Below are 14,407 nucleotides of genomic sequence, written 5' to 3' on the forward strand. Positions count from 1 at the left end.
TAGCAATGATACATACGCTGTATTCAATCAAGCGACTTGTCGTCTTTCTCTTCCCGCTTAATGCGTTTTACCCAGCGCTGTTTTGCATAATGGCGCAAGTTCGCCACACTGTCGGTTTCATCGACAATATCTTGACCTAATATCGTCTCAATAATGTCTTCTAGGGTGATAAGGCCAACAAAGGTGCCATGTTCATCATAGACCACCCGCATATGCAGATGGTCTTTTAACATCGATGTAAACACCTGCTCGACATTGTTCGAAACGTCGACACTGCCAATCGGATGCATCAGTTCACGCATGGTTTTGGCGTCATCAGCGTGATACATATCAGCCTTATGCACATAACCAAATGCCTGCTCGCCATTATCCATCACGGGGAAACGAGTGAATGGCGTTTTGCCATACTGCTCGTCAAACTCCTTAACCGTCATATTAGGTAACACAGTTTCACAGACAGTACGGGGCGTCATCGCTTTATTGACCGCAATTTCATGCAAATTCAGCATGTTAATAATGGTGCGTGACTCATCCGCATCCAATACTTTCTCTTCCAAACCTACCCGCGCCAGCACTTTAATTTCATCGCGCAAATCAACGTCATGTTCTGACTTTCCTAAACGGCGCGTAATCTGTTCGGACATCCAGATAAACGGTAGCAATCCAATGATCATAGGGTTCAGTAGCCGTGGCAACACGGGGGATAAACCTCGCCAATAGGTAGCACCAATCGTTTTCGGAATGATTTCGGAAAGAACTAAAATCAGCATGGTCATGACGGCCGACACAATGGCGATAGATGCTTCGCCAAACACGACCGCGGCCTGCGCCCCCACTGCCGTTGCACCGACGGTATGCGCAATGGTGTTAAGAGTTAAGATCGCGGCCAACGGCCGATCAATATGCGTTTTTAGCTTGGTCAGCGCTGCATGAAGTTTGGGATTATCTTCTTTTTGCTTGGCGATATAGCTTGGCGTAATAGACAGCAGCGCCGCTTCAAGGATAGAACACAGAAAGGAGAGCGCGATTGAAATGGTAGCAATCGTGATGAGAAGGAACATGGGAGCTCATAGTGATGGATGATGCGTCGTATATAAGGCCACGGGAGCCTAGTGTCAATGAGCAAACACACCTTTTGACACCTTTATTTTCATCCAACCTGCTAACGACATTTCTCACCACTGCCATTCGCATCTCGCTACCGCATCGTGGGCGTGCAAACTTTCAGCATGAACCACCTTCAGCTGGAAGCCTGAAATATCAGCCATCTTTCTCAGCGCTCGATCTAGGCGCTTTGCCGCATCTTCACAGAACATCAGATTCTGGCCATTGGCGAGGGCAAATGCCTGCTCATCGATACGTTTAACCGCTGTCTGTAACGCAGTCCCCAGGGCGTTTTCAATACGTTCAATAAGCTCAGCAAGCGGGATTTCACCGTTACCCGCCAGCCGTATGGAACAGTGGGCGACGCTGCGCTGGCTATGCGGCGTCGCGAGAACGCCCTCTTCACTTCCCAACCACGCAAGTACGGCCTGCTTAGTTAACGGTATCTCTTCAAAATCTTCCGCAAACGCTTGTTGAATTAGCTGCCGCGCTAATGCCGCTGAGCAGGGGCACGTTGAGGAGTAACCAACGGCTACGTCTAGCTCTACCTTAAACCCTGATGGAGTTAGCTGGCTGTGCAGCGTAAACGGATAACTTTTCCATCCTGACAAAGGGCTGATGAGCGCGTCACGTTTAAGTAATACGTCCCCACTGAACGTTAGGTAAGCGTTTTCTGATAATGTTTGATGACTCTCCAAAAAAGCTGCAAGAACACGATGAAGTAACGTAGTCGTTAGTGGCTGGCGTTCTAATGCATCCAATGCGGTATACAGCCGTGACATGTGGATACCACGAGCACCGGCCTCCTCAAGGCTAACACCAGCTGATACATTGGCGTTCACTTGGCTCCCCGCCAGCTGTACTGGCAACGCAATACCTTCCATACCAACCCAGGAAAGCGTGCCCGGTAAACGGGCAGGTTGTTGGGCAATATCGGGTAAAGTAAAAGCCGTCATTGAATTGCCTCGTTAGTTGATGAATCAGTTGATGAGAGCGTCGAAGCAGTAGAGGGTGTAAAAAAACGATAAAGCTGCGCCACAGTAGCAGGCGCGACATTTTGAGTAATGAAGACAAACCGAGAAATGCGGTCATTAACACACTGCATCGGCAGAGGCGTCGGCGGGTGGAAAATGTGCTGGACGCCGTGCAGCGCGAGCGGCTCATCACGATCGGTAAGGTGCACAATCGCTTTGATACGTAGCATTTTCTCGCCCATCAACGACATCAATAGATCCAGCCAGTTTTCCAAAGCGTCTGGGGTAATTAATCCCTCAACGCAAAAACAAAACGCATTGATATTCTCCCCATGCCGAGTCAGCGTTGGCTGGCTATTGGGCTGCACAAAAGCAGTGTTACTGTCGCCCTGCTGCACCCCCTCGTGCTTAACATCTTCAGCATGGATAACGCTGTAACGTGCTGACTTCAGCCACTGCTCTACCTGGTATCGTTGAGAATCCCGACGAAAGAGCCCTGCGCCTACCAACAACTCGGGCGAAAGATTACCGTTCACTACCTGCCATTGCTCTGCTGCCGGATTGATGGACGCCAGTTGGTTAGCCAGTGGCGCTAAGCGAACTTCGTCAACCAAGTCAGTTTTGGTGATGAGTAATCGGTCAGCTATCGCTATCTGGCGCTGTGACTCACGATGCGCCTGCAACGTTGCCTCACCGTTCGCGGCATCAACACAGCACACCACGCTATCCAACTGGAAACGGTGGGCAAGCCAATGATCGGTCATTAACAGCTGTAAAATAGGGGCGGGATCGGCCAGTCCTGTGGTTTCAATCACAACACGGGAAGGTGCTGGTTTTCCCTCTGCCAACAGCGAATCAATAGCCTGCTGTAGCGTGCGGCTCAAGTCTCCCCTCAATGTGCAACACAAACAGCCACTGCTCATCTCCACCACTGCTTGCTCATCACTTTGCGTAATCAACTGATGATCAAGGCCAATATCACCAAACTCATTAATAACGATCAACGTGTTTTTCATTGACGCTTGGCGTACCCAGCGATTGAGTAACGTTGTCTTACCGCTCCCTAAAAAGCCGGTCAGTACATTAACCGGTGTCAGCGTGGAGAACTGCATCACTCCCCCCGTGCCTTGCGGAAATGGTGCTCTTTACGCTCCTGGCGCTCCTTTGCTTCAATGCAAAGTTTTGCCGTTGGACGAAAAAGTAGGCGTTGAATACCAATAGGCTCGCCAGTTTCTTCACAGAAGCCGTACTCACCATTTTCGATACGCTGTAATGCTGCATCAATATTATTGATCAACCGACTTTCGCGATCTGCTTGGCGAAGTGACAACCGCAGCTCCTCCTCAAACGACGCCTGGTCAGCCTCGTCGCTATCTCTCTCATGGGAGGCGATAGCCGTTTTCACCTCGTTTAAATGCGCCTCAAGCTCCGCACGTTCGTTCAAAAGCCGCTGACGGAAAAACGCAAGCTGTTCGGCATTCATGTACTCGTCTGCTGATGAGGCCAACAGCAAAGCCTCCTCAGCTTTTTTTGCATCTAGGAATTCAGCGCCACTGTCTGTTCTGGCAGTTACTGACTGAGTGATATCGGGTTGCAATGTATAGTCTCCTATTGATAAAAACGTTATAACATAACAAATAAAGCTCTGCGACCTAACCTTTCTCAATGCTAATGCACTGCTAAACGTAACAGGAGACCTACATGCCAGCCCCACACTCTCATCAAGCAGCATCTTGGCTGCTACCACAACACGCCGCACGGGATACCGACATCAGCGTGCTTCCGCGCATATTTGAAGAGCAGATTAACATCGCTATTCTGCACCGCGCTCTGCCCGCCGATGTGGCGCTTAGCGCAAACATACAGAGCCAAACATCGCGAGACTGGCAGTATGCATGGCTTGGCAGTCCTACAGATGACTTTAGAAATGACTTGCGCCGAAAGCTCCCAGAGCCCTCAGCGGGAGATGCGTTAGTTGACGATATCGCAACCGTTGCTGAAGCCATCGCGTTCCTCTTTGATACCGATACTGTGGGCATTCGTCTACGCTTATTAACGGCGGCAATGTGCCCACGATTTCACTGCGACAACTTGCCGGTACGTTTAGTGACCACCTATGTCGGCCCAGGCAGCGAGTGGTTACCTGAAAATGCGATTAACCGCTCAGGGCTAGGTGCCCCAACGCCTGATCGCCCAGAGATTATTAGCGACCCAAGCGCCATTCAGCGTTTGCACTCCGGTGACATCGCGTTAATAAAAGGCAGTGGTTGGGTGGGCTGTGAAGAACATGGTTTAGTGCACCGCAGCCCCTCTTTGGAGGCAGGTCAAAAGCGACTGTTGCTATCAATAGATCCTGCTTGATCACCTTCAACCTGTCACTAATTCGTCATTCCCCCCTGATAAGGTTTGATAAATTAAATCGCTCATGGGAATGGTCATGCATAACAAACTACTGCTTGCAGGTGTCATAGGCATCTCGATGTTAACCTCTACGGCGCATGCGGAGTCATTAGGTAATCTAGCCTTTTCTGACACAACGCCCTATACCTCAGCCATGATGCTAAAAGATGATTTCACCATTTTAGGTGATGACGATTTAATGGCGATGGATGCCATTAATAGCAACGGTTTTGCAAACGCCATTATCGAGATACCAACGGGCACATCTGCCAAATGGGAAGTTAGCAAAGAAGACCCAAATGCGGTTTATTGGGAATATAAAGACGGCGAGCCGCGCGTTGTAAATTACCTAGGTTATCCCGGCAACTATGGCGCCATTCCTGGTACTGCTCTGCCCAAAGAACTAGGCGGTGACGGTGACCCACTAGATGTCATCGTATTAGGTCAGGCGTTACCGCGCGGTGAAGTTGTTGATGTGCGTGTTATTGGCGTTTTAAAAATGTTAGACGACGGTGAGCAAGACGACAAACTGGTGGCAGTGCTTACCCAAGATTCACCATTTGCTCATATTGAAAGCATGCAGCAACTTGATAGTGAGTTCCCTGGTGTTAGCCAGATTGTTGATATCTGGTTTGCAAATTACAAAGGCCCTGATGGTGGCATGGAAGGTCTAGGGTTTGAAGACGCCGAGTCTGCATTAGCCGTACTAGAAGCAGCTGCTGAGAATTTTCAAGCCACGCAATAACCTGATCAAATAACACCGTCGTGGTTTAAATCGCTTAAACATCACTGCTCTACTGATAGAGCAGTGATGTTCTATACCTTACCTTCTATGCCTTTCCCCATGTTTAACCATTAGCAATCGCGGCACTTTTACACTTCACGCTCTTAACGGAAGCGCCGCCCCAATGGCTACGAAAATTCCACCACAGGTGCGATTAAAGCCGCGGCCTACGTGCTTCAACCAGTGGCGAATCCGGTTAGCCATATTGGCAATCAGGCCTTCAACTATGCATTCAATAGCCACAAAGGTGCCTGCCAGCACAAAAAACTGCAGGATTAAACTACCTTGCGGGTCGATAAACTGCGGCAGAAACGCACTGAAAAACAGTAGTACTTTAGGGTTGGTAATCGAGGATAACGTACCTTGGCGATACAGATGCCACCCGCTTGCGCGACTAGTCGTTACATCAATTTCACCAGTAATGGGCGGTGAGCGCCATAGCTGAATACCCAACCAAACAAGGTAAGCCCCGCCTACCCATTTCAATACGGTTAGCCAAATTACTGATGACTTGAGCAGTGCACCAATGCCAAATAGGCACAAGGCAATAATCAGGATGAACCCAGTAGCACCACCGGCGATGGTAAAGAGCGTTTTACGGCTGCCATGCAACGCACCATGAGTAAGCGCAAGCAGACCGTTCGGCCCTGGCGAAAGCGATAAGCCTATGCAGGCGACTAGGTATAACAGCCACGTATCCAATAGCATTTTAATGCCCCGCCAGCCAGTGAGTGTGCTTGTGGTGCCAGCATGTCACCGTTATTCGGCGTTTTCCATTAGTTAATGGATTAACACTAAAACGCCCCCAATAAGGAGGCGTATTACTGATATTACGTGCTTACATTGACCGTTTAAGCAAATACTTCGGTCCACTCACTGCGCTTAGCCAGCAAGCCTTTGGCTAGCTTTTGGGCACCTTCCAGGCTGTGGCTAGCGGCCCAGCCACACTGCATCTCATTGCAGGCGGGCACTTCTGTGGCGGTCAGCACGTCGTTGAGTGTTTGCTCGATAATGCTTAGCACGCCGTCATAATCATCGTGGTTAATCATCGCGATGTAAAAACCAGTTTGGCAACCCATCGGACTGATATCAACCACTTTGTCGGTGTGATTACGCGACATTTCAGCCATCAAGTGCTCCAGGGAGTGCAGCGCGGGCATCTCCATGTGTTCTTTGTTGGGCTGGCAAATGCGCAGATCATATTTGTGAATACGGTCGCCATTTTGGCCTTCTTTAATATCGGCCAAACGCACGTAAGGTGCTTTTACCTTGGTATGATCCAAGTTAAAGCTTTCAACGTTCATTTTCTTTTCAGTCATGTTGGCTCCGTCATCTTGGTACAACACTTACTTATCCTACACCGTTACCGCTTTTTACACCTTGGGAGCGTCGAAATTCCACGGCTCGTCGGTATAAACACACACATTGGCATCTTCAATATCGCCGTCGGGTGATTCGACGTGCTTAGCGAAAAAATCTTGAATCTCTTTGCGCTGACAGTGGGCTTCAAACTCTTCACGGCTAGCCCAAATTTCATGAAACACGATTGGGTAACTGGTGCCCTGGGCAAACGGGTTATCGATTTGCCGAGTCACAGTGTAGTGAATACAAGCATCTTCGCGATGGGTGTTTGGTTCTAATGATTGCAGCGCTTTAAATACCGCTTCTTCTTTTCCAGCTTTGGGCTTAAAGCTGGCGATACAATAAATTTTTTCCGACATGCTAGCGTCCTAACAGATTAAAAGGCCATCATTATGCGCGGCCATTGTGCATATTGACAGCCTTTACGCTGCTGCGTTCACGATACTACTGGGCCGCACTTTCGGCCACATCGCGCAATACATTAGCCACGTTATCGAGCGGTAAATCGCACGCCTCAAGGCGGTGGCGCTCAGCGAGATAATGCGGGTCATTCCATTCTATACGCACGCCATCATCTGTTTCGCGCACGACCATTTTTTGCGGCAAATCTAACGCGACGCTGCCATTACACTGCATCATCGGGGTGCCAACGTTAGGATTACCGAAAATAAACGTCGTAGTGGCAGGCAGCGACAGCTCGTTGTTGGCAGCATTTTTAGCATGATCAATACTTGCCACCAGCATAAGCCCTTTATCCTCAAGTGCTGAGCTAAGCTGGCCGGTTACCTGCTCAAATGAGCTCTCACTATCAACATGCTCAATTCCCATTGAAGAGGATGCCAATGCAGGTTGAGCCATGATTGAGAGGGCAGCTACTGCGGCATAGTAAGCAAAACGCATACAATCTCCTTAATATGTGGGATACCGTTATTTAAGTAAGCGGTAGGCGAAGGATTCAAGATCAGCGATGGTCATGTCTGGCTCTCCACCCCAAGGGTCGAACGGCGCATCAGGGTGGCGGCGCACCCAGGCGCTGTGTAAGCCTGCATGTGTTGCTCCAATCACATCAAAAGGATTGCTGGAAATTAGCCATGTATGTTCAGGGCGCGCTTCTAAACGTGTGCGCAAATAAGCATATACCGCGGGGTCGGGCTTGAAGCGTTTTACATCATCGACACTCACCACTGCATCCATATGGCTCTCCACGCCTGCGCGGGCCAATAGCTTAGTAACAGCTTCTTGGGTGCCGTTAGAAAATGCCACACAGCGAATTCCTGCATCACGCAGTTGGTCTAGGGCAGGCACCACGTCGGGGAATGCAGGTAGCTCCGCATAAACCGCCATCAAGTGGTCATGATCGTTATCAGTGAGACCGCTCTGCATCGCGCGACCAGTGAAAACTAATGCCTCGCGGGTGCACTCTGAAAACGGTACATAGGCTCCCATCAAGCCATGGCGAAAGCTGTATTCCAGCTGTTTTTCCCGCCAACGTTTAGCGAATTCCTCAGCTTTGGAGACATCACTAAGGCGTCGTTCTAGCTCAACCGTTACCCCTTGGGTATCAATGAGCGTGCCGTATACATCAAAAGCAAGTACCGGTTGCATGATAGCTCCTAGTCTAATGGGTCGAATAATGATGGGAGATAAGCGATCTCATGCATTTAGCATAGCTGCCCTTCTTAAAAACAAAAACGCCGCTGCGATATAGGCAGCGGCGTTTGGAGAGCGTTAAGCGCTATTAAATCGTAAAGGCGGCTTCTTGCTCGCCGGTTTTGAGATCTCCAGAGCGCACCAACTCATCCGTCACGCGATCAATGGCGCGCTTAGCGCGACCAATCATTTCGTCAACTTCACCACGGTTAATGGTCAGTGGCGGTGCAAAGCCTAGAATATCGCCTTGAGGCATCGCACGGGCGATCAGGTTTTCTTCCATTGCCGCTGCGGCAACACGCGGGCCAACTTTCAACGCCGGGTCGAAATGCAGGCGCTGTTTGGCGTCTGGTGAGAACTCGAGAGCGGCCATTAGGCCAACACCGCGTACGTCGCCCAGCAATGGGTGGCCTTCAAAGGTGGCCTTGAGCTGCTGCTGGAAGTAACCGCCAGTTTCAGCAGAGTTACCCACTAGATTTTCGCGTTCGATAATATCCAAGTTAGCAAGACCAGCGGCACACCCTAGTGCGTGACCTGAATAGGTCCAACCATGACCGATGGGGCCAAACTCTCCGGTACCCTGTTCCAGCACCTTCCATACTTTATCGCCAACAATCACGCCAGAAAGTGGCTGGTACGCACTGGTTAGCCCTTTAGCGATGGTGACCAAGTCAGGCTTCATGTTGTAGTGGTGGCTACCAAAGTCAGAGCCGGTACGGCCAAAGCCACACACGACCTCGTCGGCAATCAATAGTACGTCATACTTGTTTAGCACTGCTTGAATTGCATCCCAATAGCCTTCTGGCGGGGGCACGATACCACCCGTTCCCAGAACAGGCTCACCGATAAATGCCGCAACAGTGTCCGGGCCTTCTTCCAGAATCATCGCTTCCAGCTTATCGGCACAGTAGGCAGAAAACTCGCGTTCTGTCATACCGTGCTGCTCTGCCGCGCGCAGATAGTAGTGCGGTGCTTCAGTGTGGCGAATGGTATCGATTGGCAGGTCAAAATGGTCGTGGAACGCTTTAAGACCGGTTAGTGAACCAGAAGCGATGCCGGAGCCGTGGTAACCGCGCATGCGCGAGATCACTTTTTTCTTCTGCGGACGACCTAGCACGTTGTTGTAGTAGCGCACAATTTTGAGCTGTGTTTCGTTCGCATCAGAGCCTGACATGCCGTAGTAAACCTTGGACATGTTCATGCCGGCGATTTTTAGAATACGCTCAGAAAGCTCGATCTGCGGCTCGTTCGAGTGACCCACATAGGTGTGATAATAAGAAAGTTCTAGCGCTTGCTTATAGATTGCTTCGGCAACTTCGGTGCGACCGTAGCCGATATTGACGCAGTAAAGGCCCGCAAAACCGTCGATAAACTCACGGCCATCTTTGTCTACGATGTTAATGCCTTTGCCGCCAGTGATAACACGACCAGGCAAGTCGCCTTGGGCGAAGTCGCGCAGGTGAGTAGAGGCGTGAAAAGTGACTTTACGGTCGCGTTCGATCAGATCCTGATGCAAGCTCATAACATTCTCTCTATACAGTAAACCTCCCCACCATGTGGGGAGGATGCTTAAATTAATAAAACCGATTGGATATCAACTACCAGACACTGATCCTAAAGCCCCCAGGCAGTAGTACTTTGTTTCTAAATACTCATCGATACCGGTAGCGCCGCCTTCACGGCCAAGGCCGGACTGTTTCACGCCACCAAAAGGCACCGGCGGACCTGTCATTTTCACGGAGTTAACGCTAACCATGCCATACTCCAGCGCGCGCATTAGCTTCCAGATACGGCGAATATCATGGGTATAGATATAGGCCGCTAAGCCGTATTCGGTGTCATTGGCCATTTCAATAACTTCGTCATCGGTACTATAAGCGGTAATACCGGCCACCGGGGCAAAGTTCTCTTCACGCCAGACTTTCATTTGCGGTGTTACGTTGGTCAACAGCACTGGCATAAAGAAGTTATCGCCCGGTGCTTGGCTCTGGTCACCAGCAATCATCGTGGCGCCTTTGGAAATCGCATCATCAACAATCGATGCTGCTTTTTCGACTGCCTGACGATGAATTAGCGGGCCAAGGTCAACTTCACCGTGCAATCCGTTACCCACGGTAAGTGCCGCCATGCGCTCGGTAAATTGCTCGACAAACTCGTCGTGGATGGATTCGTGAACCAAAATGCGGTTGGCTGCTAAGCAATCTTGCCCAGCCGTTTGAAACTTAGCTGAGACTGCAGCATAGGCTGCCTCTTTGGGGTCCATATCCGGACCAACGATAAACGGCGCGTTGCCACCTAATTCCAGCGATAGCCGTTTGACCGTGTTTGCGCTCTGCTCAATCAGCAAGCGGCCAACACGGGTGGAGCCAGTGAAAGAGAGCGCCCGGATACGCGGCTCGCTGCACAAAATTTTAGAGACTTCTGCAGGATCGCCCAGCACGACGTTAAAAATACCGTCTGGAATACCCGCACGCTCGGCAAGCTCCGCCAGCGCCAGCGCAGAGAACGGCGTTTCATTGGCAGGCTTGATGATCACCGGACATCCAGCGGCCAACGCCGCTGCGGCCTTGCGGGTAATCATTGCCAGCGGGAAGTTCCACGGCGTAATCATCGCCGCAATACCTACTGGCTCCTTAATGGTGCCAAGTGATGCATTGGGGATATGGCTGGGAATGGTTTCACCATAGGTGCGCTTCCCTTCTTCAGCGAACCAGCGCACGAAACTGGCACCGTACTCTACTTCGCCACGGGCATCCGGCAGCGGCTTGCCCTGCTCCAACGTCATAATGGTGGCTAGATCTTCACGGTTGGCTTGAATCAAGTCGTACCATGCCAACAAACGCTCGCAGCGCTCGTCAGCGCGTAGGGCACGCCACTGTACAAAAGCAGCTTCAGCAGCATCTACGGCAGCGGTAATTTGCTGAGCTTCCAGCAAGGGAATGTGGCCAATGGTTTCATTTGTCGCGGGATCATACACCGCTTCTTCGCGGCCGCCGTCACCGTGGGTCCATTTACCGTATACGTAGGCGTACTGCCGAAACAGACGCGGATCTTCCAAGCGCTTAGTGAGCGTGGTCGATAGTGTGGTCATGGGCACCTCCCCAGGTTGCAGCCAATTACGGTGAAGCCAATCGGTGGCGACAAACCGTTGCACATAAAATGTTGCAATAAATATAGGTAAGCAGCCCAACGTTTCGATGGGCTGCTTCAGTGTGTCTAGCGTAAGGGAGATACCGCACGAAGTGTTTTTGAAAGCGCCGGATAATTCCGGCGCTTTTTTTGTGAAAGCTACCTTTACAGTGCTTTTTTTTGGCAGCGCCTCTATTTAACCTGCTACGGGGTTAATCAAGGCCTCCTCAGTAAACACCACGAGTCCTAACTCCGGCCGATAGCCATGGATCTCAGTGACATCCAGCGCCTGAAGAAACGATAAAATCTCTTCGCTGATGACCTGCCCTGGTACTAATACCGGAAATCCTGGCGGATAAGGGATGACAAAACTTGCCGATACAACATCGCGACCGGCACGCATCTGCGCCTGTAACTTACCATTATCGAAGCGTAAGTATTCAGTATTCTCTTCGTCGTAACTTAGAAAGTAAGCGCAACGAATATCGCCCTGGGGCGTATCGGGATTCGGCCGGAAGGCGTCGTGGAAACGACTGAAGTCAGGTAGTGGCGGCAAATCATGATTCAGTGAATGCACCTGATTTTCGATGATTTTACGCTCAGGACGGCTACTGTCTTCCAAGCGATACTCGAATTCTTTCGCCAATTTAATCAGCACATCCAGCAGGTAGGCAATAGAGCCCCGTGTAGTGCCGATATTGGTCATAAACAGTACGGTGTTGCGGGACGTTTTGTTAATTTGAATACCGTACTTATTCATCAGGTATTCATTTTTGAATGTGTCGCCATCAACCCCAGTATTGCCGATGGCAATCGTGACACGGGAAGGATCAACAACAAACTCATCTCGCGCCCAGGCTTCCTCCATTTTGTTCCAGCCCGTCACTGGGTCAAAATAGGACTCGACACCCGACTCTCGGTAGGCTTCGGGTACCATGTCGCTATTCTTCAATACGCGAAAATACTTCTGCAGCAAGGGATGGGTGTAGAGTTGTTCGCGTAGGGAAAGCGCCGTCTCTACCTGCGCATGCACCAGTTCGAACCCTTCCATTTCCGCCTGCATTCTTCCCACATCCAGCGATGCTACAATTTGATAGTTGGGCGAAGTAGATGTGTGAGTCATGTAGGCTTCATGGAAAGAAGCCTCCACTTTCTGACGAAAATCTTGATCCCACACGTGAATCATTGAGCCTTGGCGTAACGAGGTCAGCGTTTTGTGGGTTGAGTGAGTCGCATAAGTGCGAATACGTACTTCATCCGGGTCGGGCATCAATCGCTGGTCAAGCCATGTAGCATCGTCTTCTGGATCGAGCTTATCGAACTCGGCTTTCCAAGCCGCATACTCTTCCCGATAACTCTCACTGCGGTAACGATCCCGTAATGTCCGTGCCGCATTCATGGCGGTCCGTGGCCGATACGTCGGGTTAAAGCCAGCGAAGGCAAACCATGCTTCATCCCAAAGAAAAACCAGATCTGGTTTTATCGCCAAGCATTCTTCCATCACCCGGCGCACGTTATACACAATGCCATCGAAGGTGCAGTTGGTCAGCAACAACATCTTCACCTTGTGAAGTTCGCCGGAGCGCTTGTAGGCGAGCAGCGTTTTCTTTATTTCATGCAGCGGCACAGCACCGTACATGGAATAGTCATCAAGTGGATAGGAGTCTAGATAACTGACATGTGCACCGGCTAACACCATGCCGTAATGATGCGATTTGTGACAGTCACGGTCGATCAGCACAATGTCTCGCGGCTTAATAAGCGCCTGTACCACAATTTTATTAGCCGTAGACGTGCCATTGGTTACAAAGAAACTACGACGCGCTCCAAAGGCTCGGGCAGCGTACTCTTGTGCCTTTTTGATTGGCCCGAACGGTTGCAACAGCGAGTCTAGCCCCCCCGATGTTGCTGATGTTTCTGCTAGAAAAATATTAATGCCGTAGAAGTCGATCATGTGCCCTGCCCAGTGGGACCGAGTCACCGACTTGCCCCTGGAAATGGGCATGGCATGGAATACCCCTGTAGGCTTCCTACTGTATTCACGCAGAGCATCAAAAAACGGTGTGCGATAGCGATTATCAATGGCGCGTAGAATCGTATGATGCTGCTCGATGTAATCCGTTTCACGGTAGAAGATACGGTTGAAGTGCTTAATATCTCGGCTTGCCGTGGCTTCAACATCACCACTAGTCACCAGAAATTGATCAATTTCTGGGCGCAGCTCATGAATCATCGAACTCAGCAGAATACTGCGTTCAGCTTCGCTATGGTGCTCTAGCTCATTTTCTGAGAGACCTTCCAGATAATTACGCAAAGCACTGAGGTTATACTTAGACTTATACGGAAACTCGTAGCGAATCAGACATGCTTGTATATTAGGATTCACCAATATGGCAATCAACGCATCTTCAAAGCTTTTTACCGTCACAACATCGTAAACAAAGCGATCCTCAGGACGACGCATGTTGTGAAATGCTTCACGCACCACATCTTCTTCCTGGTTAGAAAGGTTATCTACGATCAGCAGTTCAAAGTAAGGTTGCGCCGAGCTATTGGAAGCCGGGTGCCCGCGGCGAAGTTGATTTAGGGCGTCCAGTGCCTCCATGTCTTCAGCACCTGCATCCGTCTCAGAGAGATCCACATGTCGTCGACGATAGGACTCACTGATCAACGCTCTTACCAAACGCTTAACGACTTTATCCAACAGTGCGTATTCACCGCGATTGAATAGTGTCCAAAGGTGGCGAAAATCCTCTTTGGATGGAAATGCATGATAGTCCTCAATAATCTCTAAGCGTGTCAACTTGATGTCGATAGCTTTAATCAAGTTCTTGGCGCGATCCTCTTCTTTAAGGCGCGTCAAAATACCCAAATCACGCTTAAGCTCATTCCAGGTATCAGCACGAAGTTGGGAAATTTTGTGATAAAAACCCAGGGCGGTGTAGGAAGTTTCGGTTGGATTATTCTCTTGCATGACGACACCCATCCTTTGTAGGTATTTATC

Annotated in this window: 14 protein-coding genes; 2 read left to right on the forward strand and 12 right to left on the reverse strand. The window is 50.2% G+C overall.

From position 1 onward, the window contains the following. Window positions 1-23: 23 nt before the first annotated feature. The 4 genes from B6A39_RS14340 to dksA form a co-directional block, all read right to left on the reverse strand. Window positions 24-1,061, reverse strand: a complete 1,038-nt coding sequence (locus tag B6A39_RS14340) for a CNNM domain-containing protein (RefSeq protein ID WP_009721386.1) — start codon at window positions 1,059-1,061, stop codon at window positions 24-26. 114 nt (window positions 1,062-1,175) lie between these two features. Then, entirely contained in the window at window positions 1,176-2,060 is an 885-nt protein-coding gene (gene folE2 / locus B6A39_RS14345) for a GTP cyclohydrolase FolE2 (protein WP_083006789.1), read from the reverse strand. Continuing rightward, a complete protein-coding gene (locus B6A39_RS14350) occupies window positions 2,057-3,190 on the reverse strand; it encodes a CobW family GTP-binding protein (protein ID WP_083006790.1) in 1,134 nt (377 codons plus the stop codon). Before B6A39_RS14350 ends, folE2 begins: the two co-directional genes overlap by 4 nt. Continuing rightward, window positions 3,190-3,675: an RNA polymerase-binding protein DksA gene (gene dksA / locus B6A39_RS14355; protein ID WP_083006792.1), complete on the reverse strand. Its 486-nt coding sequence runs from the start codon at window positions 3,673-3,675 to the stop codon at window positions 3,190-3,192. Before dksA ends, B6A39_RS14350 begins: the two co-directional genes overlap by 1 nt. Window positions 3,676-3,779: 104 nt before the next feature. On the opposite strand from dksA, the gene B6A39_RS14360 reads away from it, so the two are divergent. Further along, a complete protein-coding gene (locus tag B6A39_RS14360) occupies window positions 3,780-4,439 on the forward strand; it encodes a DUF1826 domain-containing protein (RefSeq protein ID WP_083006793.1) in 660 nt (219 codons plus the stop codon). Between the two features lie 76 nt (window positions 4,440-4,515). Further along, complete coding sequence (locus B6A39_RS14365) at window positions 4,516-5,223, forward strand: inorganic diphosphatase (RefSeq protein ID WP_083006794.1); 708 nt, start codon at window positions 4,516-4,518, stop codon at window positions 5,221-5,223. 135 nt (window positions 5,224-5,358) lie between these two features. On the opposite strand, the gene B6A39_RS14370 is transcribed toward B6A39_RS14365, so the two are convergent. The 8 genes from B6A39_RS14370 to B6A39_RS14405 form a co-directional block, all read right to left on the reverse strand. Beyond that, window positions 5,359-5,970, reverse strand: a complete 612-nt coding sequence (locus B6A39_RS14370) for a LysE family translocator (protein WP_083006795.1) — start codon at window positions 5,968-5,970, stop codon at window positions 5,359-5,361. Between the two features lie 143 nt (window positions 5,971-6,113). Continuing rightward, window positions 6,114-6,581 (reverse strand): S-ribosylhomocysteine lyase, encoded by a 468-nt coding sequence (locus B6A39_RS14375; RefSeq protein WP_009721376.1) that lies wholly within the window; start codon window positions 6,579-6,581, stop codon window positions 6,114-6,116. Between the two features lie 54 nt (window positions 6,582-6,635). Then, window positions 6,636-6,983, reverse strand: a complete 348-nt coding sequence (locus tag B6A39_RS14380) for a putative quinol monooxygenase (protein WP_009721375.1) — start codon at window positions 6,981-6,983, stop codon at window positions 6,636-6,638. A gap of 85 nt (window positions 6,984-7,068) precedes the next feature. After that, window positions 7,069-7,524, reverse strand: a complete 456-nt coding sequence (locus tag B6A39_RS14385) for a DUF302 domain-containing protein (RefSeq protein WP_083006797.1) — start codon at window positions 7,522-7,524, stop codon at window positions 7,069-7,071. A gap of 27 nt (window positions 7,525-7,551) precedes the next feature. Then, window positions 7,552-8,229 (reverse strand): haloacid dehalogenase type II, encoded by a 678-nt coding sequence (locus tag B6A39_RS14390; RefSeq protein ID WP_083006798.1) that lies wholly within the window; start codon window positions 8,227-8,229, stop codon window positions 7,552-7,554. A 133-nt stretch (window positions 8,230-8,362) separates the two neighbouring features. After that, window positions 8,363-9,796 (reverse strand): aspartate aminotransferase family protein, encoded by a 1,434-nt coding sequence (locus tag B6A39_RS14395; RefSeq protein WP_009721372.1) that lies wholly within the window; start codon window positions 9,794-9,796, stop codon window positions 8,363-8,365. 72 nt (window positions 9,797-9,868) lie between these two features. Beyond that, entirely contained in the window at window positions 9,869-11,365 is a 1,497-nt protein-coding gene (locus B6A39_RS14400; protein WP_083006799.1) for an NAD-dependent succinate-semialdehyde dehydrogenase, read from the reverse strand. Window positions 11,366-11,599: 234 nt separating this feature from the next. After that, window positions 11,600-14,377, reverse strand: coding sequence for an aminotransferase class I/II-fold pyridoxal phosphate-dependent enzyme (locus B6A39_RS14405; RefSeq protein WP_083006801.1), 2,778 nt, complete (start codon window positions 14,375-14,377; stop codon window positions 11,600-11,602). Between the last annotated feature and the right edge of the window lie 30 nt (window positions 14,378-14,407).

It is taken from the genome of Halomonas sp. GT (assembly GCF_002082565.1).
In the GTDB taxonomy this organism is placed as follows: domain Bacteria; phylum Pseudomonadota; class Gammaproteobacteria; order Pseudomonadales; family Halomonadaceae; genus Vreelandella.